The 22993-nt window shown below is 41.4% G+C and carries 14 protein-coding genes; 10 read left to right on the plus strand and 4 right to left on the minus strand.

Annotated elements, in window-relative coordinates; genetic code table 11:
• The first annotated feature begins 5 nt into the window (after positions 1-5).
• Positions 6-1409, plus strand: coding sequence for a DUF4403 family protein (locus tag BM291_RS15680; protein WP_092899129.1), 1404 nt, complete (start codon positions 6-8; stop codon positions 1407-1409).
• A 4-nt stretch (positions 1410-1413) separates the two neighbouring features.
• Here the strand turns inward: BM291_RS15680 and BM291_RS15685 are convergent, their stop codons facing one another.
• The gene (locus tag BM291_RS15685) at positions 1414-4149 is read right to left on the minus strand and encodes a YCF48-related protein (protein ID WP_175499726.1); all 2736 of its coding nucleotides are present in this window, start codon (positions 4147-4149) and stop codon (positions 1414-1416) included.
• 226 nt (positions 4150-4375) lie between these two features.
• Here BM291_RS15685 and BM291_RS15690 point away from each other — a divergent pair, with 226 nt between their 5' ends.
• The 9 genes from BM291_RS15690 (at position 4376) to BM291_RS15730 (ending at position 18894) form a co-directional block, all read left to right on the plus strand.
• On the plus strand, positions 4376-5029 hold the full coding sequence (locus BM291_RS15690; RefSeq protein WP_092899133.1) for a Tll0287-like domain-containing protein: 654 nt from the start codon (positions 4376-4378) through the stop codon (positions 5027-5029).
• A 243-nt stretch (positions 5030-5272) separates the two neighbouring features.
• Positions 5273-8425 (plus strand): SusC/RagA family TonB-linked outer membrane protein, encoded by a 3153-nt coding sequence (locus tag BM291_RS15695; protein ID WP_092899307.1) that lies wholly within the window; start codon positions 5273-5275, stop codon positions 8423-8425.
• 13 nt (positions 8426-8438) lie between these two features.
• A complete protein-coding gene (locus tag BM291_RS15700) occupies positions 8439-10298 on the plus strand; it encodes a RagB/SusD family nutrient uptake outer membrane protein (protein WP_092899135.1) in 1860 nt (619 codons plus the stop codon).
• Positions 10299-10366: 68 nt separating this feature from the next.
• Positions 10367-13717 (plus strand): VCBS repeat-containing protein, encoded by a 3351-nt coding sequence (locus tag BM291_RS15705; protein WP_245786897.1) that lies wholly within the window; start codon positions 10367-10369, stop codon positions 13715-13717.
• A gap of 27 nt (positions 13718-13744) precedes the next feature.
• Positions 13745-14728 (plus strand): formylglycine-generating enzyme family protein, encoded by a 984-nt coding sequence (locus tag BM291_RS15710; protein WP_394333453.1) that lies wholly within the window; start codon positions 13745-13747, stop codon positions 14726-14728.
• An 18-nt stretch (positions 14729-14746) separates the two neighbouring features.
• On the plus strand, positions 14747-16057 hold the full coding sequence (locus tag BM291_RS15715; protein WP_092899137.1) for a Gfo/Idh/MocA family protein: 1311 nt from the start codon (positions 14747-14749) through the stop codon (positions 16055-16057).
• Between the two features lie 2 nt (positions 16058-16059).
• A complete protein-coding gene (locus BM291_RS15720; protein WP_092899139.1) occupies positions 16060-16971 on the plus strand; it encodes a hydroxypyruvate isomerase family protein in 912 nt (303 codons plus the stop codon).
• A gap of 13 nt (positions 16972-16984) precedes the next feature.
• On the plus strand, positions 16985-18019 hold the full coding sequence (locus tag BM291_RS15725; RefSeq protein WP_092899141.1) for a WD40/YVTN/BNR-like repeat-containing protein: 1035 nt from the start codon (positions 16985-16987) through the stop codon (positions 18017-18019).
• 140 nt (positions 18020-18159) lie between these two features.
• Positions 18160-18894 carry a 1-(5-phosphoribosyl)-5-[(5-phosphoribosylamino)methylideneamino]imidazole-4-carboxamide isomerase gene (locus BM291_RS15730; protein ID WP_092899143.1) on the plus strand — a complete coding sequence of 245 codons (735 nt, stop codon included), beginning with the start codon at positions 18160-18162 and terminating at the stop codon, positions 18892-18894.
• 69 nt (positions 18895-18963) lie between these two features.
• Here the strand turns inward: BM291_RS15730 and BM291_RS15735 are convergent, their stop codons facing one another.
• The 3 genes from BM291_RS15735 to recJ are packed head-to-tail and all read right to left on the minus strand — an operon-like array spanning position 18964 to position 22953.
• The gene (locus BM291_RS15735) at positions 18964-20490 is read right to left on the minus strand and encodes a GH3 auxin-responsive promoter family protein (RefSeq protein WP_092899145.1); all 1527 of its coding nucleotides are present in this window, start codon (positions 20488-20490) and stop codon (positions 18964-18966) included.
• A complete protein-coding gene (gene lptB, locus BM291_RS15740) occupies positions 20490-21227 on the minus strand; it encodes an LPS export ABC transporter ATP-binding protein (RefSeq protein WP_092899147.1) in 738 nt (245 codons plus the stop codon). Before lptB ends, BM291_RS15735 begins: the two co-directional genes overlap by 1 nt.
• A 1-nt stretch (position 21228) precedes the next feature.
• Positions 21229-22953, minus strand: a complete 1725-nt coding sequence (gene recJ / locus BM291_RS15745; protein ID WP_092899149.1) for a single-stranded-DNA-specific exonuclease RecJ — start codon at positions 22951-22953, stop codon at positions 21229-21231.
• Positions 22954-22993: the final 40 nt, after the last annotated feature.

Genomic DNA, 22993 nt, shown 5'->3' on the forward strand with positions numbered 1-22993 from the left:
CATTTATGAAAATACAGTTCCTTAGGCGATTTATAAACATACAATTATTAGTTGTAGGGCTATGCCTCGTTTTATATTCATGTAAAAGCATAAATCCTGCCATTGACCCTGGAAAACCTTCCATCCCTCCGCCAACTACCGCGGAAATGAATGTGCCCCTCAAAATTCCCAAAGCAACTTTGGATAAATTACTAAACAGTCAAATCCCTTCCATCCTACTTCAGGAGAAGGGAATGGATATGGGAAGTGGAATCAAAGGTGATTTGCTACTAAAGAGAAATGGAAAAATCAGCTGGGCTGCGCTAGATAGCCAGCGGATACAGCTTACTGTTCCGATAAACATTACGGGGGAAGTGGGCCTAAAACCTAAAGGACTGGGGAGCTTATTTCAATCAAAATTGCCTCTGAATGAGGATTTTTCACCTGTATTTGTGATAGACCCGGTGATCAATTCCAATTGGGGAATTGGAGCTGAGAGTTTCGAGCTTGTAGATTTGGGAGGAAACCTAGCCGTGGAAGTACTGGGAATGCAAGTGGATCTGAGTGGACTGTTGAGCAAAGAAATACGGAGGTGGGGAAATGAAAACTTAACGGGAGGAAAAGAAATAGCAAGCCTCAAAACGTTGGTGGATTTGGCTTGGTCACAAGTAGGAAAACCATTTGAAGTGGATTGGACTGCTGGAAAAACAGCCTTTTCCATACAGCCTGAGCAGGTAAAATTAAGTGAGTTTTTTGATAAAGATGAAAATTTCAATCTGTGGCTAGGAATGAATGGTAAGATTAATTCTCACCCAGTAGACGCTGCACCTTCCCGACCTTTTCCATTACCTAAGCTCAGTCCCAACCCAAACTCATCCAATAGTCTTGAATTGCTACTACCCTTGACGATCGGTTACGATCGATTGGATGCGATACTCAAAGAGAAAGTGGAGGGGAAGCAATTTCTTGCAGATAGAAAGACTACGCTGATTCCATCAAATTTTAAAACAAAAGCCTTCGGAGATTTGCTAGCAATCAGCATGGATTTTATTGCTGAGCAATCCAATGGAAAATCCCTGAACGGAACCTTGTTTGCCGTAGGCAAACCAACTTATGATGCCACGTCACAAAGTTTGATTTTCACGAATGTAAATTTCAAAATGGAAAGTGGAAGCTTGGGAGCTCAAACGAGCGTAGGTCTAAAAAAGGCTAAAATCATTCGTCAGATAGAAAAGAAAGCCGTTTTTCCGATTGGAGATTTGTTAGATGAAAATATTGGCAGCATTAAAGGTCGCCTAGGACTAAGCACTCCGATTTCAAATATGAATATTACTGATTTGGAAATTGCTCCTGATGGTTTTTATCCAACTGCCTATGGCTTAATGATTCAGATGAAGGCAAGTGGAAAAGTGCGTGTAGACTGGAAATAAGGAGTTATCTAACGATCACCTTTCTGACTAACACATTGGATCCAGTGGATAATTGAATCATTATCATTCCTTTTGGTAGATGTTCTAATCTGATCTCTTTTGATCCATTGATCAGGTCTAGCGACTGAATAACTTGACCAAATGAATTGATGACTTGTAGGCTTTGATAATTTGCATCCCCTAATTCCAGAGATAAAGTACCTGAAGAAGGATTTGGGAATATCCGAACAGTTAGATCTTCTTTTTCAGGCAAACCGGTAATCACATTGACATTCACATGGAGGATTCTGGCGTCCCCTTCATTGCATTCATTTTCAGGAGTAATACTAAGTTGAAAATCGCCTTCTTTTTCCCAAAGGACTGTTACCTTTTCTGATCCTTGACCTTGAAGGATTTTACCGCCCTCGTTAGAGATTTTCCATTTGAAATTGACTCCTTCTTGCGCAGGGACCTCATAGATTGTCTCCCAAAGCCCTGTTTGGGACTCACCTGAGATTTCTCCAGGTTGATCTGGAGCTAAATTTACCGAAACTGGTTTTAGGACAGTTGCAGCTTTACCACATTCATTTTCCTGAATCACAGAGATCTTGTGACTACCTGAGGAAGTCCACTTTATCTGAATCTGTGAAGTACCCTGACCACCTACGACTTCTCCACCGCTTGCATTCCAGGCATACACTACCCCAGCTAGGTTTGGAAGCTTGTAAATTTCAATTTCGTTTAAACAAACAGAACCATTTCCTTCAATTTGAACAGTAGAAGACGGTATAGCCGATACAATTACTTCCATAGAGGAAGTTTTGCCGTTCCCGCAGAAATTTTCCATGCTTACGTAGACACCATTTCTTCCAGGTTTATTCCACAATACTTCCACTTGATTGGTTCCTTGGCCTGAAATGATCTCGCCACCATCGGCCCGCCAGACCAATTGGGAGCCCGGGACAGAAGAACTTGCAATGGAATAGTAACCCACAGTCAAACAAAGCTGATTCTCTCCGGTAATCTCACTCAGAGCCGTGGGGGGAATACATTCATACCTCAGAATCGTACCATCTTCGCCTACGGCGAAAGCGACAGTAGGAGTTCCTACACTAATTCCGGTTAGATTCCGGCTTGTTCCACTTGGGATTTGCACCCAAGATTCTCCCCCATCTTTTGTCTGAAGGACAAGACCATTGTCCCCTGAAATAAATCCTAGGTACTCGTCCCAAAAGTCTACCGAAGTGAAATTTTCAGTATAGGGAACATCAATTTTTCGCCAAGTCCTTGCCGTGTCCACGGACTTCAGAATTACACCTGCATCACCAACTATTATCGCTGTATTAGAGTCTAGCTTAGAAAGCGCATTCAAATCTTCAGAAGTCAATTTGGGCAGATTCTCCCAGGTATTACCACCACTGGTCCAGCTTATCTGGCCATTATCCCCCATTGCAAAACCCACTTGGTAGTCAAAGAAGGTGATGTCTCTGAGATTTTCGGTGGTATTTGTTTTAATACCCGCACGATCCCAGGTACCTCCTGAGTCAAAAGACCTCGCGATGTAGCCATTTGTTCCAGTGATATAAAGTACTGATGGAGCAAAAAGATAGAATCCAGTGATTGTTTCTGGGGTTTGAGCATGCACAGGAACCCAAGCAGAACCGCTATTTGATGTTCGAAACATTTTCCCTGAATTGGATCCCACATACCCAAAAGCTGTATTCCAGTAATCTAACCCGATGAGATCAACAGCATCCGGAACAGGCCTGGAAGTAAGGGTGGTAGCTCCATTTGAAGTAATGTAAACTGCCCCGCGCTGACCTATGATATGACCAACTCGATCTGTTTTGAAGTCTGTGCCAGAAAAATCATTCCGAATCCCCGCCAGTCGCTGTGTGTAACTACTACCTGCATTGGTAGATGAAATGAGATAGCCTTCTTGACCAACTGCAAACACAAGATTGCTTGCTGGTATATAAGCCAATGCTTTGATATTTCTGGTATTTGTAGCCCCTAGATTAGCTTTAGCAAAGGTTGCTGCAGAGTTAGTAGATCGAAGCGCAGTCGCTAAATCACCAACTACTGTGACTATGCGTATGTCTAGCTTACTGATAGCTACTTTCTTTAAATCCGTTGTCACCGCAGAAATCTGAGGAAGCCAAGAGTTCCCTCCATCCAAGGTTTTGAGGATTTTGCCTGCATCTCCTACTGCATAGCCAATAAGAGGAGTAGAAAAAGCAATTCCATTAAGATTTGTCGATTGTCCAGAGTTCAAAGGGCTCCATTTATTCCCGCCATCGTAGCTTCTTAAAATAACTCCCTGATCTCCGGCTATATAGACCGTATCAGAATTGATAAAGCTAATATCATTCAGACTTTGATTGGTACCAGAAGTGATCTTTGTCCAAGTCTCTCCTTTATTGGTGGACAACAAGATTTGTCCTCCTACTGAGCTTGCCAGTAACCTATTCTCAGTAGCGACTGCTATGCTTTTCAAAGATTGGTTGGTAGTAGAATTTTTTTGAGACCAGGTATCCCCTCCATCTTGAGTTTTAAGAATTAATCCATTATCACCCACAGCTACTCCTGTATTTGCATCCCAAAAGGCTACGCCCAGCAACTTCCCATCAAAACTTACAGGAAGTTCTTCCCAAGTCGTTCCACCATCAGATGTACGGATTATCAGATTTTCCCCAACGCTAAAACCCACATTACTATCCACCCAGGAAATTGCTTCAAGGTCTAGGCCCCAACTTTGCATTCTGGCCCAGGTTTGGGAAAAAAGCTGAGTGCTAATCAGCATCCCGATTAAAAATAGACCTAAGGTTTTTTGCATGTGCTTATATCGTTAAACAAAAATAAGTTATTTCAGGTCTTCTCAAAGAGATGTGAACTACTTAAGCTTATTACCCAGCTTAGAATACAAGGATTTTGGGGAAATCTAAGCTGTGATTTGTAGTTTTATCTTCTCTTAACTGCATAAACTCATGAAGCACTTCCTATATTTTCTAATTCCATTGGTATTATTGGCAGCATGTGGTCAACAAGAGCGCATTTCTAAGTCGGTATTTGATGAAGTAAATAAAGCGATGGAAGCTAAGAAGCTCTCTGATTCGCAAATTACTCAGGAGGCAATGAGTTGGGGAGACTCCATCACCACCGAAGCACAACAGCAATTGATGGCCAATCTTCATAAAGCTGTAAACGAACAAGGAGCTGCGGGAGCTTTGGATTTTTGCAGTGTCAATGCTGCACCTATTATTAAGGAGTTGAGTGATAAATATGGAGTATCAATTCGACGGACTTCTTTCCGTGCTAGGAATCAAGACAATTTGCCTACGGAGGATGAATTCCCTATCCTAGACGCCTACCTGTATAATGCTGAGAACGGAATCGAAAACGAGCCAAATATTCAGAGCATAGAAGGCGGAGATATTTTACTCTATACAAAGGCAATTGTTATTTCCACGGAATTTTGTTTGGCATGCCATGGAGAACCGACAAATGATATAGAAACAGGCGTCTTAAGTAAGATAGATTCTCTTTATCCCGATGATTCAGCCCGAAATTTTAAAGTAGGAGATTTACGAGGAATGTGGTCTTTAAAAATTCCAAAAAAAGCAGTGGTTTTGCGCTTCTAGCAAACGATTGAAATCCGATTTTTAAGCATTTTTTAGGTTTTCAAACGCGAAATATTATTTCGACATTCTTTCAATTATCCATTTTTTAAGGAAATAATTCAATTATGTGCGGTTAAGTGTATAGTTACTTCACCCAATTGTCAAAATTCAGTCAATTTTCAGCAATAAACAGTTTGGTTTTGCCAAAGCATTGGTGGAAATTGAATTGTTAAAATCTATTAAATTCAATAAACCCCTATGCCAATGAGAAACTTTACTCATTTTAAGCTATTCAGCTTGACAATAATATTTTGTCTAGGACTGATTAGCACAGGATTCGCACAGACCCAGGAGGTGTCTGGTGTGATAATTTCAGGAGAGGATAATTTACCTCTACCTGGTGCCTCCGTACTTGTGAAAGGCACCACAAATGGTACCGTCACTGACATTGACGGTAAGTTTGCACTTAATGTATCTGGCCCTTCAGATGTCTTGGTGATATCATTTATCGGTTTCACTCAAATGGAAGTTGCAGTTGGTTCTAGAACTGTATTTGATCTGACTCTTTTGCCTGATACAAAATCACTAGAAGAAGTGATTGTAGTAGGTTATGGTGAGCAGAAAAAAGAGACTATTACTGGTGCCGTTGCTACTGTAAAAGGTAAGGAACTAACCAAATCTCCAGCAATGAACTTATCCAACTCCATTGCCGGCCGTATGGCAGGTGTGGTAGCGGTAAACAGAAGTGGAGAACCAGGTTACGATGGATCAAGTATCCGAATTCGTGGTTCTAATACACTTGGAAACAACAGTGCATTGGTAGTAATCGATGGTATCCCTGCAAGAGCGGGTGGTTTGGAGCGTTTGAATCCAAATGATATCGAAAGTATCTCTGTATTGAAGGATGCATCTGCTGCGATCTACGGATCAAGAGCAGCAAACGGTGTAATTCTTGTAACTACTAAAAGAGGTTCTGTCGGTGCACCAGAATTAACATTCCAAGTGAATCAAGGTCTTGCTCAGCCTGCACTACTTCCTAAGTTGGCCAATGCTGCTGAGTATGCAAATGCGCTGAATGATTTGGATATCTATGCACTTCCTACTTCGGAATGGGCAGCAGCAAATGAAGCGTATAAGCAGAATGGAGAATACACAAGACCAAATGGTCAGGTGAGATCTGCTCCTTATACTCCTGCTGAGATTGAGCTTTATAAGAATGGTTCTGATCCTTGGAACTATCCTAATACAGACTGGTATGGCGAAACGCTAAAAACATGGTCCCCTCAGAGCATGTATAACCTACAGTTAGTTGGTGGTAGCGAGAACGTGAAGTACCTGACTTCTTTGGGTTACCAAAATCAGGATGGTTACTACAAGAATTCTGCAACTGGCTACAAGCAGTATGATTTCAGAATCAACTTGGATGCAAACGTAAATAAGTACATCAAGGTAGGGTTGGGAATTTTAGCGAGAGAGGAATCTAGATTCTTTCCTACTAGAGGTGCCAATGCCATCTTCCGTATGCAAATGAGAGGTAAGCCAAATCAGCCAGCTTACTGGCCAAATGGTAAGCCAGGTCCAGATATCGAAAACGGTGAAAACCCTGTGGTAATTACCACTGATCAAACTGGATATAGCACTGATAAAAGAGACTACATTCAGACTACAGGTACTTTGGAAATCAAAATCCCTGGAGTAGAAGGCTTGAAGTTTACAGGTACGGCAGCTATTGATAAGTATATCAGAGCTACTAAAACATGGCAAATTCCATGGACTCTTTATGAGAAAGGTAATGGTTTCGAAGCTGATGGAGTAACTCCAGTTTTAGTACCTAGTAAAAGAGGTCCAGCTGAACCACGTCTTAATGAAGGTACTGAACAACAGTTAAACATTCTACTTGGTGGTGTGTTGAATTACGACAAGAAGTTCAATGACGTTCATACACTAAACGTAGTAGCCGGTGTGAACCGTGAGACAATTGAAGGAAACAACTTCAATGCGTATAGAAGATTCTTTATATCTACAGCAATCGATCAGATGTTCGCCGGTGGTGATCTTCAGAAAGATAACGGCGGTGGAGCTTTCAACAGAGCTCGTCTGAACTACTTCGGTAGGGTGGCTTATAACTACAAAGAGAAATATCTTGCAGAATTTCTATGGAGAAATGATGGTTCTTACATCTTCCCTGAAGACACCCGATTTGGTTTCTTCCCAGGTTTGATGCTTGGATGGGTTGTTTCTGAAGAAAGCTTCTGGAAAAACTCTGTAGGTAAGACATTTGACTTCTTCAAAATTAGAGGTTCTTGGGGTCAGCTTGGTAATGATCAGATTGGTGAATACCAGTACCTATCTACTTATGGCTTTAGCTCTTATATCGTTGGTGGTGCAGAGACAAAAACTCTTTTTGAAACAAGAGTTCCAAATACAGCCATTACTTGGGAAGTTGCGAATAATTCTAACTTAGGTTTTGAAGGTCAATTCCTTCAAGGAAAAATGTTCTTCGAATTTGATTTGTTCTACAACAAGCGTACAAATATCCTTTGGCAAAGAAATGCTTCTGTCCCACAATCTACTGGACTTAACCTTCCTGCAGAAAACATAGGTGAGGTAGAAAACAAAGGATTTGACTTAAACCTTGGTATTAGAGGCGGTAAAGGTGAATTCCAATATTCTGCAAGTATCAATGGTGGCTATGCAAAGAATAGCATTCTATTCTGGGATGAGTCTCCAGGAGCTCCAGAATGGCAGATGTCTACTGGCAGACCTATGAACACTGGTTTAGTTTATCAGTATGATGGGGTTTTCCCAGATCAGCAATCAATCGATGCTGAAACCATTGATTATTCTTCTATTACAAACAACCTGCGTCCAGGTGATATGAAATACAAAGATTACGATGGTGATGGTAAAATAACGCCAGATGACAGAGTTCGTCTAGACAACAACACTGTACCTACTTTCCAAGGTGGTATTAACTTAACAGCAAACTGGAAAGGTTTTGACCTATCTATATTGTTGCAAGGTGCAGCCGGCGCGAGACAGTACATCAGTGCAGGTGAATCTGGAAACATTGGTAACTACCTATCTGATATCTATGATAACAGATGGACTATCGATAATCCTAGCAGCACTGATCCAAGAATTGCTAACAGAAATGATCAGTATTACTCTTCAGGAAACGATTATTGGTTTAGAAGTTCTGATTACTTGAGATTGAAAAACTTAGAGATCGGATATAATATCCCTCCTCATCTTACTGAGAAAATTGGAGTTAAGAATGCACGTTTTTATGTGAATGGTCTTAACCTAGTTACTTGGAGCAAGTCGAAAGTATACGATCCAGAATCTGAAGCTGCTACTGGACAGTACTACCCTCAAGCGAGAGTACTCAACACTGGTCTTTCTGTTTCATTCTAAATAACACGACATAATGAAAAGAAATATAAAACACTTAGTAATATTATTTGCAGCGAGCTTAACATTCGCAAGCTGTAATAGTGATTTCCTAAATACAGAGCCACTTGGTGAAATATCCCAGTCTGCTGTATGGTCTGACCCTGCTTTGGCAGAGGCATTTGTAACTGGTACGTATCAGGGATTTGGAAATGGTGGATTTGATGAGCAAATGCTTGCTTCATTGTCCGATGAGGCAATGTTCACTCACCCAGGTCGTGGTATCACTACCGTAACTGAGGCAAGAGTTAACTCGGCTGATTTAGGCTGGGTAAACAACACCTACAGCTGGAGTAACATGTACAGCTACATTCGTAGAACGAACATAGCAATCGAGAACCTTTCTGATCCTCAATTCCCAAATGATGGTGGAATCGTAGATAGATTGCTTGGTGAAGCTAAATTCATGAGAGCTTATTATTATCACCAATTGGCGAGATATTTTGGAGGAGTTCCATTAATTGATCGTCCATATGGACTAGGAGAAGATAGTTATGAAGAAGCAAGAGCAACTTGGGAGGAAACCGTAAACTTCATCGTTGCTGATTTGGATGAAGCTGCAACTTTGTTGGACGGAAAGAACATGGCTAAAGGCAGAGCAAATCAATTAGCTGCTTTGGCTTTGAAGTCAAGAATCCTACTTTATGCGGCAAGTGATCTTCATGATGGACCTACTGCTAAAGCTAACTCTGCAACTCTTTCAGGTTATACTAACTTGGATTTAGTGGCATATAGCGGAGGCAATAGAGCCGAAAGATGGCAAAAAGCTCAAGCTGCTGCTATGGAAGTAGTTCAAAAAGGATCTGGTAACTTGTTCGGTTTATCTGCTCCAGTGACACATGAAGAAGGTATTACCAACTATATGAATAACTCTTTAGCCAGAAATGGTGGTGAAAAAGAGCTTATTATGGCTAGATACTTTATCAATGCAAAACTAGAGAATGGTGGACGTCAAGGTCTTTTCAATGGTCCTAACGGCTATAACAACTGGGCGGGAAATAGCCCTGTTCAATTGCTAGTAGATGATTATGAAATGATGGATGGTACTGAGTTTGATTGGTCAAATTCAGCTCATGCTGCTGCACCTTACAAAAACAGAGATGCTCGATTCTACGCTTCTATCCTTTATGATGGAGCTCAGTGGAAGCCAAGATCCACAGCTAACAAGCCTAAAGATCCACTTGGACAAATTCAGGCTGGTACTTATGAAGTAACTGATGGCTCTGGAGCTAAAGTAACTCACTTCGGATTGGATACTAGAAATAGTTCTATTGAAGATTGGAATGGTAGCTATACTGGTTATTATATCAGAAAGTTTACCGATCCAAATCCTGCTATTGTTGATCAAAACACTTGGCAAGAAGTTCCATGGCCTCTATTAAGATACACTGAAGCGGTATTGAATTATGTTGAAGCATCTATCGAACTAGGTCAGGAAGACATCGCTCGTACTTATCTGAATCAAATCAGATTTAGAGTAGGTCAACCAGCTATTACGGCTACTGGTAATGCTTTGAAAGAAGCTTACCGAAATGAAAGACGTATTGAGATGGCTTATGAGGAGCAGAGATATCATGACGCTCGTAGATGGATGATTGCTAAAGAGACTTTAGGAAGAAAAGCGAATATCATTAATATCACTGGTACTCTTAAACCAGGTCAAACGCTTTCTACTTATCGTTATGATCCAACGGTATACAATTATGTATATAAGGTTCTTCCAATTGATCCAGGAAAAGAAAACAGAACTTGGTTAGATAAAATGTATTTCGTCCCTATTCATAGAGATGAGATTAACAGAAACGGAAATCTGATCCAGAATCCTGGTATAGAATAAAAAAGTAAGAATTCTATTAAATTTGATCTAAGCCATCTCATTTGGGGTGGCTTAGATTATTTTATATTATGATCAACCGAAAGCTACTTTCAGCTTTGTTAATCAGTATGGTTGCTATTTCCTGCTCTGAGTCGGACAAAAAAGCAAATACTGAAGCCCTCAGCGAATCAAATACTACTCCTTTATTCAATTTGTTGGCTCCAGAACAGACGGGGATCACTTTTTCCAATAAAATCGAAGAAACCCTCAATCTAAACGTCCTCATGTATGAGTACCTCTACAATGGCGGCGGAGTTGCTGTTGGGGATCTTAACGGTGATGGACTGGAGGATATCTATTTTTCTGCCAATGTAAGTGGCAATCAACTATACCTTAATCAAGGTGACCTCAAATTCAAAGAAACAGCTCAAGCTTCCGGAGCAATGGGAAGATCAGGTCCTTGGAAGACCGGAGTTGTATTCGTCGATATAAACGGCGACAAGAAATTAGACATTTATCAGTGCTACTCAGGCAATTTACCCACTGAGAAAAGAACCAATCAACTTTTTGTAAATCAGGGAAATGATGAAAATGGTATTCCCCTTTTCAAGGAAATGGCAGAAAATTATGGCATAGCTTCAAATGCCCCAAGTACATCAGCGAGCTTTTTTGACTATGATCTAGATGGTGATCTGGATCTTTTTATTCTAAATCATAACACTAAGTCCATCCAAAATCAGGATGTGAATTTGACCAAAGTACTGCTTAAGGAAAAGCATGAAGCCGGATCACAGCTTTTCGAAAACAGAGATGGAAAGTTTGTCGAGATTACACAGAAAGCAGGCATTTCAAGCTCTAGCCTTTCCTATGGATTAGGAGTAGCCATATCTGATATCAATCAAGATGGATGGCCGGATATATACATTGGCAATGACTACTCTATGCCCGATTATCTCTACATCAACCAGAAAGACGGGACATTTAAGGATGAGATTTTAGCCCGACTAGGACATACTTCTCATTTTTCTATGGGAAATGACATTGCCGATTTCAACAATGATGGCTTGCCAGATATTTTTACGTTGGACATGCTTCCTGAAGGAAATGAAAGACAAAAACTTCTGCTTGCCCCTGATAATTTTGAGCTATTTGAGCTGAATGTAAGCAAGGGATTTCACCACCAATACATGCGAAATATGCTGCATGTGAATTCTGGAGATGGTACTTTTCATGAGATTGGACAATTGGCTGGTGTGTCAAATACCGATTGGAGTTGGTCTTCCTTGTTCGCTGATTTTGATAATGACGGTTGGAAAGACCTCTTCATCACCAACGGCTATTTGAGAGATTATAACAATCAAGACTTTCTAAAGTACATGGACAATTACGTTCGTACTTCGGGCGGTAAGCTAAAGCGGGAGGACTTGCTAAATATGGTAAAGAATATGCCTTCCTCTAATTTGACTAATTATATTTTTCAAAATAGCGGAAACTTAACCTTCCAAAATCAAACCATCGCATGGGGTATTAGTCATGTGGCAAACAGCAGTGGCGCTGCTTATAGCGATCTGGACAACGACGGAGACCTTGACCTAATCGTCAATAATATCAATTCGCCCGCTTCTATCTACGAGAATCAAACCACTCAGCAAAAAGGTGGGAATTACTTGAATCTGAAGCTATCTGGATCAGGAACCAACGCTTCAGCATTTGGAGCTAAAGTAACCGTATACGCTGAAGGTGATACACAAGTATTGGAACAGAATCCGTATCGAGGATACCAGTCTTCTGTGTCCACTACACTCCATTTTGGCCTGGGAAATGCCAAAGAAATAGATTCTCTCCAAGTCACTTGGCCTGGTGGAAAGATTACCAAGAAATATAGCATCTCTACAAATCAAACATTAGAATTGATCGAAGATGAAGCTGTTAAATCATCTGCTCCAAAGTCTAAATCTCCCGTTGTTTTTCTCACTGAAAAAACAAAATTGACAACAGATAAGGGTCGGGAGTTTAACGATTATAAAAGACAACCATTATTGATAAATCCTGTTTCTGGAAATGGAAAGGCGATGGTTTTCGCAGATTTTACAGGAGATGGACGGGAGGACTTATTCGTAGGCGCAGGCGCTAATGCATCTGCTTCCATTTACTCACAAAATTCTAATGGTTCATTTGTCAAGCAGAATAGTAGTGTATTTGCAATCGCAGCCAAATCGGAAGATTCAGATGCCATAGCTTTTGATGCCAATGGGGATGGAAGTCTAGACTTATATGTGGCAAGCGGAGGGATGTATGACTTCAATGTTGGTGAGGAAGCACTTCGAGATCGACTCTATCTGAATGACGGAAAAGGCAATTTCACGCTAGACTCAGAAGCACTTCCAAGCGAAGCTTTTCCTACTGGTACAGTTCAGGTCGCAGATTTAAATTTCGATGGAAACCCTGATTTATTTGTGGGTGCTAGAATCGACCCAGGTCAATTCCCTACTTCTCTAGGAGCTAGGATCTGGATCAATGATGGAAAAGGGAAGTTCACTGATCATACTAAGCAACTGGCTCCTACAATTGTCAATTTGGGTATGTTGACTGATTCTGGTTTTGCAGATTTGGATCAGGACGGAAAGCCAGAATTGATCGTACTTGGTGAAGCAATGCCAATCCAGATTTTCTCATTTCAAAATGGCACATGGCAAGAAACTACTCTTAATTACTTCGAAAAGCATGAATTTGGCTTTTGGAATAACTTGACTTTAGCTGATTGGGATGGCGACGGAAATGTCGAGATTTTGGCAGGAAACCTCGGAACAAACTCTCAAATCAAAGCAAGCAGTACAGAACCAGCAGAGATTTTATATAAGGATTTTGATAAAAATGGCTCTACGGACGCATTTCTTGGATACTATGTGCAAGGAGAAAGATATCCAGCTGCCAGCAGAGATGAGATACTAGGTCAAGTACTTTTCTTGAAAAAGAGATACCTTGACTTCAAGTCTTTTTCTAATGTAAAAATGAGTGAGCTTTTCACCGCTGAAGAACGGCAGGGTTCTGGCTCTATCTACATCAATCGATTAGAAACAAGCTATTTTGTCAGATCTGAGAATGGAAAATATGAGGCTAAAGAACTTCCAATTCAAACTCAATTCTCTCCAGTATTTGCTTCTGAAGCAGTAGATGTAAATGGGGACGGAAATCTGGACATGGTGCTTGGTGGAAACACCAGATATGGAAAGCTCTACTTTGGTAAATATGACGCTAGTCAAGGCGTAGTTTTACTAGGGAATGGCAAAGGTCAATTTACCAATGCCAATAAATCCCAAACTGGACTAAACCTAACTGGAACTACTCGAAAAATCATAGTAGGCAAAAGCCTCCTACTTATCTATTTGGATGAATCTACAGTGAACATTTATTCACTCCTTCCATCAAAAACGGACTAAATTTCAAACCCTATACTATTATATTTAATGCTAAAGATTTTTTCCTTGAACATGTTTAAGACAAACACAAAATACACAGTGATTGGCGCATTGATGCTGATGAGCTTTGATGTCAATGACTCCAATTTCGAATCCTATACCCAGAAAATCCCAGGAACTGAAGTAGCATTTCAGATGACTCCAATTCCTGAAGGAACCTTCATGATGGGCTCAGAAAATTCTGCGGACGAAAAGCCAGTGCATGAAGTGAAAATTGCCCCTTTTTGGATGGGAACGCATGAAGTAACTTGGGATGCTTTTGAGCTTTTCCTAGATAAAAATTACGAATTAGCCATTTCCGAAGGCCCGATCGGGGAAATCGTAGATGGTTTGACCAGACCGAGTATGCCTTATTTGGACATGACTTTCGGTATGGGCAAAGAAGGTAAGCCAGCTATTGGCATGACTCAGTACGGAGCCATCCAATTTTGCCATTGGCTTTATTTGAAAACTGGCATTTTCTACAGGCTTCCTACAGAAGCAGAATGGGAATATGCGGCAAAAGCTGGAACTGACACGAAGTACTTCTTTGGAAATGATGCATCTGCACTTGGAGACTACGCTTGGACCAGAGAGAATTCTGCAGAAACTACCCATCCTATTGGCAAAAAGAAGCCAAACCCATGGGGACTTTACGACATTTATGGAAACGTGTTAGAATGGACTTCAGATCAATACGATGATGAGTTCTATGCTAAATCTCCGTCCGTAAATCCTACTAATCCTTCAACAGAACTCTATCCAAGAGTAGTAAGAGGAGGTAGCTACGATACAGAAGCTTCTGAATTAAGCTCCACCAAGCGTTTTGTAAGCACCGCGGACTGGAAGAGAATTGATCCACAGATACCTAAAAGTCAATGGTGGTTTCCAGAAGCCCCTTTCCTAGGATTGAGACTTGTAAGGCCTCAAATCCCACCAAGTCCAGAAGAAATTATGGCTTATTATCAAGCCAAGCCAATTACTGATTACTAACCCTTAATACCTATACTTATGAAAAACGAAAACTCTCGCAGAGATTTCATCAAAACCTCCGCTCTGGTTACAGGCGGATTGGTGGCCTCTAATTTTGTGTTGCCAGGCGCCTATGCGGCTCCAGTCAATGAGTTAAAACTAGCATTAATCGGCTGTGGTGGCCGAGGAACCGGCGCTGCTTTTCAAGCCTTAGCAACGGGACATAACATCAAGATTGTCGCAATGGCAGATGCCTTCAGAGACAGGCTAGACACAGCATACAATGCATTGAATGAGAAATACGGAGACAAACTCGCTGTTTCTGAGGATATGAAATTTGTTGGATTTGATGGCTATAAAGATGCCATCGCTCAAGCGGATGTAGTTATTCTTGCTACACCTCCAGGCTTCCGTCCTATGCACTTCGAAGAAGCTGTGAAGCAAGGAAAACAGATTTTTATGGAGAAGCCAGTAGCAGTAGATGCTGCAGGAATCAGAAAAGTATTGAAAGCAGCTGAAGAGGCAAAAGCTAAGAAATTGAACGTAGTGGTAGGTCTTCAAAGACACTACCAAGCAAACTATATCGAGACAATCAAGCGTATTCACGATGGCGAAATTGGTGACATCATCAATGGTCAAGTTTATTGGAACGATGGTGGAGTATGGGTAAGAGAACGTCAGCCAGGCCAAACAGAGATGGAATACCAAATGAGAAACTGGTACTATTTCAACTGGCTTTGTGGTGATCATATCAATGAGCAACACGTGCACAATATTGACGTGGCGAACTGGGTGAAGAAAGGTCCTCCAGTGAAAGCTGAAGGTACTGGCGGTAGACTTATTCGTACAGGTAAAGAACATGGTGAAATCTTTGATCACCATGTACTGACTTATACCTATGCTGATGGATCTGTGATTCACAGTGAGTGTCGTCACTTCCCAGGAGCTCAAAACCGTGTGGATGAAAGCTTCCAAGGAACCAAAGGAACTGCTTACCTAAGTGCTGGTAATCACGGAACACTGAAAGATTGGAAAGGCAATGTGCTTTATGATCACGATCGTAAGAATCAGCCAAATCCGTATCAAGTAGAGCATGATCAACTTTGGGCAACCTTGTTCAAAGGAGATTATAAATTTGCAGATGCAGAAAACGCAGCAAATAGCACCATGACAGCTATTATGGGTAGATATGCTACTTATTCTGGCAAGCCATTGACGTTCGAAGAAGCATTGAATGGACAGGTTGATTTGATGCCAGAGAAATTAGCATGGGATGCTATGCCTAAGGTATTGCCAGGTCCAGATATGTATTATCCTCATGCCATTCCTGGTAAAACTAAAGTAGTTTAATCATGGAAAGAAGAGGCTTTATAAAGAAAGTTGGCTTAGGAAGCACCCTTTTGGGTGTTTCTGGAGCTATGAGTATGCCCTCATTTGCCGCTGGCAAAGCTGAGCCTACGTTCCATATGGATTTTGCTCCTCACTTCGGAATGTTCAAAAATTCTGCTCCAGGAGGTATCGTCGATGAATTGAAATTCATGGCGGATCAGGGCTTTAGGTCTCTGGAGGACAATAATATGCTAAAAAGGTCTGTAGAAGAGCAGGCGCTTATTGGAAAAACACTTGAATCCCTAGGGATGAGAATGGGTGTATTTGTTATTGAAGGAGGCGAAAATTGGAAAACTGCGCTGACCACAGGTAAAAAAGAGCATTCGGATCTATTTGTAGATACCTGTAAGAAATCTGTGGAAGTGGCAAAGCGCGTTGGCGCAAAATGGATGACTGTAGTGCCAGGATATTTCGAAAGAAATCTCCCAATGGGCGTGCAGACAGGGAATGTGATCGAAGCTTACAAGCGTGGAGCTGAAGTGTTAGAAAAAGAGGGTTTGGTGATGGTGATGGAGCCATTGAGTGATAACCCTGATCTTTTCCTACGTCATGCAGATCAGTCCTATATGATATGTAAGGCTGTAGATAGCCCTGCTTGTAAGATTCTTTATGATATCTACCACATGCAACGCAATGAAGGAAACCTAATTGCAACCATGCAGAAAACCTGGGATGAGATCGCTTACATTCAAATCGGAGATAATCCAGGCAGAAAGGAACCAGGAACAGGAGAAATCAATTATAGCAATGTATTCAAATTCATCCACGAAAAAGGTTTCAAGGGTGTAATGGGTATGGAACATGGAAATGCCTCTCCTGGAGTAGAAGGAGAGAAAGCCTTAATCCAAGCCTACAGAAAAGTTGACATAGTCTGATTTTAAAATTTATATGATTAAGAGAAACTTACTAGCGCTATCATTATTGGTAGCGCTTTTTTCCTGCAAAAATTCTGAGGAAAATCTAGCAGACAGCCCAACAGGCTGGGATATTCTTGAGACACCAGTAGAATCATCGCTAAGAGGGCTTGCCCCCTTGACAAGTGAAATAGCATGGGCAAGTGGAAGCAAGGGCACATGGCTTAGAACCATTGATGGCGGTAAGACATGGGATCATGGTGTGGTAGCAGGGCTCGATACCGTAGATTTCAGATCAATTCATGCCTTCGATGCATTGACTGCCATAGTGGTCTCCGCAGGTCAACCGGCAGTTATCTATAAGACACTTGATGGAGGACAAAATTGGGAGCTGAAGCATCAGGAGAATGAACTTGCCTTTCTGGATGGTATAAGCTTTTCTTCCCCTACTAGAGGCTTTGTAATCGGTGATCCTAGTGAGGGAAAATGGACTATCCTACAAACGGCCAACCAAGGCAATACTTGGTACCCGGTAGACTCCCTGCCAGGCGCTGCCGATGGAGAAGCTGCTTTCGCAGCGAGTGCTACTTCACTTCAGGCCGAAGGGAATGAGCTTTGGCTTGGAACAGGTGGCACGGAATCCAATCTACATTTTTCAAAAGATATGGGGGCTACTTGGGAAAAGCATAAAACCCCTTTTATTCAAGGTGAATCATCTCAGGGAATTTTTTCCATAGCAAGTATGGGCAAAGGAGAAATCATTGCAGTAGGTGGAGATTATTTGAATGAAGAAATGCAAGAAGGTATTGCCGGTATTTTTGTTTCTAGCAAGAAGGAATGGATAAAGCCTCAGCAGGGACCGGGTGGATATAGATCTGGAGTTGTGTATTTTTCCCAGCAAAAATGGTTGATTGCAGTAGGTCCTGCGGGCTCAGATTATTCCGTCGATGGCGGTATAAATTGGCAGCCAATTTCAGAAGATGGTTTTCATGCCGTAAAAATGGGACATGCGGATGGCTCCGTTTGGGCATCTGGAGCTAAGGGGAAAATAGCTAAATTAAAGTATTGAAATAGCAAATTTGCTTTATCCTAGACTAAAACCTATAGTCTTTGTACTAAAAGATTTGCATCTTGGTTAAGATTTATAGTGCCTGCGTGTACTATCTTTAACCTGAATCATAAGACCGATAAACCTGAATTTTATTAAAGATGTTTGAAATTGTTCCTTCTATATGGCTAATCAATGGTAAATGTGTCCGTCTCAAGAGAGGGGATTTTTCCACTGAAGAAGTAATATCCAACAACCCGCTGGAGATTGCTCAAGCTTTTGAATCTATAGGGCTGAAAAGAGTCCACTTAGTAGATTTGGACGGAGCACGTAGAGGCGAGCCAAAGAATTACCACATACTTGAAGCAATTGCAGGATATACTGACTTGAAAGTAGATTTCACAGGCGGGATTTCTACAGATGGAGATGTAATCAAATGTTTTGAATTTGGGGCTAGTACTATCACAGTGAGTTCAGCTGCGGCAAATCATCCCGAGCGCTTTGCTCAGTTCATACTTTCCTATGGAAGGGAAAAAATCAATCTAGCTGCCGACACCAACCCTGCTGATAACAAAATCAAAATAAGAGGCTGGCTAAAGAAAACGGAAATTGATCTTTTTGATCATATTGACTTTTTCTATGAAAGGGGTTTGAAATACCTGAAATGCTCCGATGTGTCAAGAGATGGAGTTATGGAAGGTCCCAACTTCGCACTTTTTCAGAGTATAAGAGACAAATTCCCCGAAATACATTTAGCCGCAAGTGGTGGAGTTAGAGGGATTGATGACTTCAGACGACTTAGAGACATGGGTGTGTCTGCTTCTGTTTTTGGAAGAGCCTACTATGAAGGAATGATAAGTCTCCAAGATTTAGAAAAATTTCTAGTGGAAGGTTGATTTAAAAGACGGTGAAACTAGGTACTGTAGTCTGAAATATTAAGATCTAACCAAGCTCAATTTCCCTAGTTAGGAAATCTCTCCTAATCCCAATATCTCCTCCAAATACTCTCTGGAATTAGACAATCTGGGCACTTTGTGCTGTCCTCCTAGTTTACCTCTTTTACGCATCCACTTTTCAAAAAGACCAGATGGGGCATGATGAATTATTGGTGCGACAAGGGCTAATCCCTTATGACGTTTGGCATCGTAATCTGAATTAATTTCACGTAAGTGTACGTCTAGAAGCCTGTCAAATTCTGTTGGATCTGAAGGTTCTTTCTGAAACTCTATAATCCACTCATGTGCTCCTTTTGATCCTGAACCGTCAAAATATACTGGTGCAGCAGTGAAGTTGGCAATTCTGGCATCAGTCTGTTCAGCGGCAAACTGAACTGCTTTCTCCGCGTTTTCTACGATCACTTCCTCACCAAATGCATTCAGAAAATGCCTTGTACGACCTGAAATTCTGAATCGATAAGGAGATGTAGAGGTGAACTTCACAGTATCTCCAATTTTATATCGCCAGAGTCCTCCATTGGTGGTAATCACTAACGCGTAATTTCTATCTACCTCCACCTGAGACAATGGAATCACTTCAGGATCTTCATTATCCCACTCTTCCATGGAAATGAATTCATAGAAAATTCCATAATCCAAAAGCAAAAGCAACTCATCAGAATCCTTCTGATCCTGAATCCCAAAAAAACCTTCAGAGGCATTATATGTCTCCATGTATCGCATTTTTTCCGAAGGAATGAGTTCTTTGAAAAGACTTTTATAAGGACCAAACGCAACTGCTCCGTGAAAAAAGATCTCAAGATTAGGCCAAACTTCCGTGATATTCTTGGCTTTCTTTAATTCAAGTACTTTTTGTAAAAGCACGATAGTCCAAGTAGGAACGCCAGCCATGCAGGTCACATCTTCGTCCATGGTCTCAAGAGCCATTTTCTCGATCTTCGCCTCCCATTCTCCCATCAGTGCAGTTTCTTTGGAAGGAGTTCTGACGAAATACGCCCAAAAAGGCAGATTCTCCATGATCACCGCAGAGATATCTCCGGCTCTTGCAGTACCCTGAGGATTAAGTGGATTGTTCTCTAATGTTCCGCCAATAGTGAGCGTCTTACCTGCAAACATTCTAGAATCTGGATAGTTGGCCATGTAAAGTGCGACCATATCCTTTCCTCCTTTATAATGGCATTCCTCTAGGCTCTCATGCGTTACGGGGATATATTTACTACGGCTTGCTGTCGTTCCTGATGACTTAGCAAACCATTCTATTTCGGTATTCCAGATTACATTTTCACTACCTGCCATCGTCTTATCGATGTAGGGCTTAAACTTATCATAATTCCTGATGGGAACTCGACTAGCAAAATCAGCATAGTTTTTAATCTCTGAGAATCCATGCTCTATACCAAAATCAGTTTTTCTTCCAGCTTCTAAGAGCTCCTCGAAAATAGTTTCTTGTACAGTAATGGGATTATGCTTGAAATTATCGATTTGACCTAGCCGACTCTTGAATATCCAGGTCATAAAAGAATTCAGAACCTCCATCAATTAAAAACTTTTCGTTTCAACTCAAAATTAGATCCCAAATACACTTTCCTGACCTGTTCATCAGCTGCAAGCTCTTCTGCGGTTCCAGCTTTCAGCAGTTTACCTTCGAACATTAAGTAGGCTCTATCTGTGATAGAAAGTGTTTCGTTTACATTGTGATCAGTGATCAGAATGCCAATATTTTTAGTTTTTAGCTTTGCTACTATGGTTTGAATTTCCTCCACGGCTATCGGATCCACACCTGCGAAAGGCTCATCTAGCAAGACGAATTTAGGGTCTACCGCTAAAGCTCTAGCTATTTCAGTTCTTCTTCTTTCTCCACCGGAAAGAACCATACCGAGGTTTTTGCGCACGTGTGTTAGGCTGAACTCTTCTAGCAGGCTTTCTACTTTTTCTTTACGCTCCTGCTTTGGCATTTTGGTCATCTCCAGTACAGCCATGATATTTTCCTCTACAGAAAGCTTTCTGAACACCGAAGCTTCCTGAGCTAAGTATCCAATTCCCAACTGTGCGCGCTTGTACATAGGCAGGCTAGTGATTTTATCCTGTTCCAAAAAAATATTGCCTTCATTTGGTTGAATCAAGCCTACAATCATGTAGAAAGACGTCGTTTTTCCGGCTCCGTTTGGTCCTAATAGCCCGACGATCTCGCCTTGACTTACCTCCACGGAGATATCATTCACCACCCGGCGACCTTTGTATATTTTCACTAAATTTTCGGCACGAAGAATCATATCAGTCAAATTTTATGTCTTTCACATAGAGCTGTAAACTGCTCTTATCGCGAAATACATTTTCTCTCATTTCTGCAACTATATCAAATCGCATCTTCCCACGAAGCATATTTACTGTGGTCAAATCCGGGTCTTTAGCACGATCCGCCATCCCAAATCCTAGACAAACAGGTGTAGTCACCTGACCATCTTGGACGATTTTGAATCGCAGATGTTTATCCTTCAGCACAGTCACATCTTCCGCATATACATTTGCTATTTGGAAGATCGGCTCTGTATTTCCTGGACCGAAAGGTGCCATTTGCTTCAAGATATTATAAAACTTGTAATTTATCTGATCTAAAAGTAATTCATCGTCAACTTCTATGACTGGCTTACGATGAACTTCTTGAATTCTGCTCTTTACCACGGCTTCAAATTTCTCCTGAAAAGCAGGTACATTCTCCACAGGAAGTGTCAATCCAGCGGCGTACATATGCCCTCCAAATTGATCAAGCAGATCCGTACATTCTTCTATGGCTTCATAAATATTGAAGTCCACGACAGATCTGGCGCTACCGGTTGCCTTCCCATTGGACTCTGTCAAAATGATAGTAGGTCTGTAATATTTCTCAATACAACGACTTGCCACAATCCCAATTACACCTTTGTGCCAGTCTTCTTTGAAAAGCACAGTAGAATTCCACTCTGCTAATTCCTCACGAGAAGCGATCATTTCAAATGCTTCTTTCGTGATATTCTCGTCAAAATTCCTCCGGGTAGCATTCACTTCGTCTACAACTTTGGCTCGCTCCATCGCGCCCTCCAAGTCTGAAGAAATCAGTAATTCCACAGAGGCTTTCGCATGCTCTAGTCTGCCAGAGGCGTTGATCCTCGGCCCAATTTTGAAAACCACATCCGAAATCCCGATGTCCTTTTCCAAATTGCTGCTCAGCATCAGAGCTTTTAACCCTGGACGTGGAGTATTATTCAATCGGTCAAGTCCGTAATAGGCTAGAATCCTATTTTCCCCTGTGATAGGGACAATATCCGCAGCAATACTCACGGCAACCAAATCCAAATAAGCATCCAAAAGAGCACTGTCCATTCCGCGTCTTATTGCAATAGCCTGAATCAGTTTAAAGCCTACTCCTGCCCCACTGAGTTCTTTGTATGGGTAATTGCAGTCACTACGCTTAGAATCCAAAACAGCCACTGCAGCGGGTAGTTCATCACCAGGTGTATGGTGATCACAAATAATAAAATCAACGCCAAGTTCTGTGGCTAAAGCTACTTTCTCAATCGCCTTAATCCCGCAATCCAATGCGATAATCAATTTGATCTCATTTTCAGCAGCAAACCTTACTCCTTTTTCAGAAATACCGTAGCCTTCTTTGTAGCGATCTGGGATATAAAAAACTACATCTGGATAAAAGGTTTTTAGAAAACCGTACATCAATGCAACCGCCGTCGTTCCATCAACATCATAATCTCCATACACCATGATCTTTTGCTCAGAGGCAATTGCAACTTGAATCCTTTCTACAGCCTCAGTCATATCCTTCATCAGAAAAGGATCGTGAAGGGAGGTAAGGGACGGACGGAAGTAACTCTTCGCCTGCTCAAAACTCTCCACCCCTCGATTAATCAGCATGTTGGCCAATGTCAGATTGACATTGATCTCTTTGCTCAGCTGATCTATGGCTGGTTGTGAGGTTTTGGGCTTTTGTTTCCAGAGGTACTCCATGAAGCTAATTTAGTAAACTAAGTTTCTTGTATTTTGAATA

Source organism: Algoriphagus aquimarinus (assembly GCF_900112005.1).
Taxonomy (GTDB): Bacteria; Bacteroidota; Bacteroidia; order Cytophagales; family Cyclobacteriaceae; genus Algoriphagus; species Algoriphagus aquimarinus.